We start from the raw sequence: 1,117 nt of genomic DNA, 5'->3' as shown, positions 1-1,117 counted from the left end.
GATGATATTGTTTGACAAATTGAATCATTTTCAGGTAATCTTTTGCAGGACGTAACCGTTACGATTTAATGTAGGGGACTTTCCTGAGGTTAGCTGAACATGAAATCTCTACTTTTTAGTGAAAGGAATTTGAAAATGAAAAAACTATTTTCAAAGCCGTTGTTTTACTTTTTTATAGCGGTTTTATTCATGTGGATCAAGTCTTACATGTCTTACAAAGTGGAGTTCAACTTAGATATAAGTGACTCAATGCAAAAAACGTTATTGTTTATTAATCCAATTAGTTCAACTTTGATCTTTTTAGGGTTAGCATTGTTTGCAAAAGGGAAAAGAGCCATCGTTTGGACGCTTATCCTTAGTACAATCATGACGGTCATTTTGTACAGCAATATTTTATATTATCGATTCTTCAATGACTTTGTGACATTGCCTACTTTAACGCAAACAAGCAATGTGGGTCATTTAGGAGGCAGTATCGCTGATTTAGTAAAAGCTCACGATATTTTTTACTTTGTAGATATCATTTTACTGATTGCGCTATTGTTTGTTAGAAAAATCGAATGGCCAAAAGCACGCCTTAAATTCCGCTATACGTTCATGGTACTAGCGGCAGGAGCTATCGCTTTTGCAATTAACTTGCACTATGCTGAAAAAGATCGCCCTGAATTACTAACAAGAACATTTGATCGCAACTACCTAGTGAAATATTTAGGAGCATACAACTACACGGTGTATGATGCAGTTCAAACGTTTAAAAACTCAAAGCAGCGAGCATTCGCAAGCAGTGATGACTTAACAACAGTGAAAAACTTCAGTACAAGTCACTATGCAGCTCCAAATATTGAGTATGCCGGTAAAGCAAAAGGAAAAAACATTATTAAAATTCATCTAGAATCATTTCAGTCGTTCCTGATTAACTACAAGTTAAACGGGCAAGAAGTAACGCCGTTTTTAAACTCATTAGCAAATGGAAATGAATTTATGTATTTTGATAACTTCTTCCATCAAACAGGACAAGGTAAAACAGCTGATGCAGAGCTTATGATGGATACATCATTATACGGCTTGCCTCAAGGATCAGCATTTAGCTTAAAAGGCCGCAACACGTACCAAGCCG

At 35.8% G+C, this 1,117-nt stretch carries 1 protein-coding gene; it reads left to right on the top strand.

All coding sequences use genetic code 11. The features are described 5' to 3' along the window. Positions 1 to 135 precede the first annotated feature (135 nt). Positions 136 to 1,117 (top strand): LTA synthase family protein (locus AC1DRF_RS29070; RefSeq protein ID WP_477742450.1); only part of this gene is annotated, 982 nt, incomplete at its 3' end.

It is taken from the genome of Priestia sp. P5_B4 (assembly GCF_056400385.1).
Note: the sequence above shows the minus strand (reverse complement) of the source record. Positions and strands in the feature narration are given on the sequence as shown.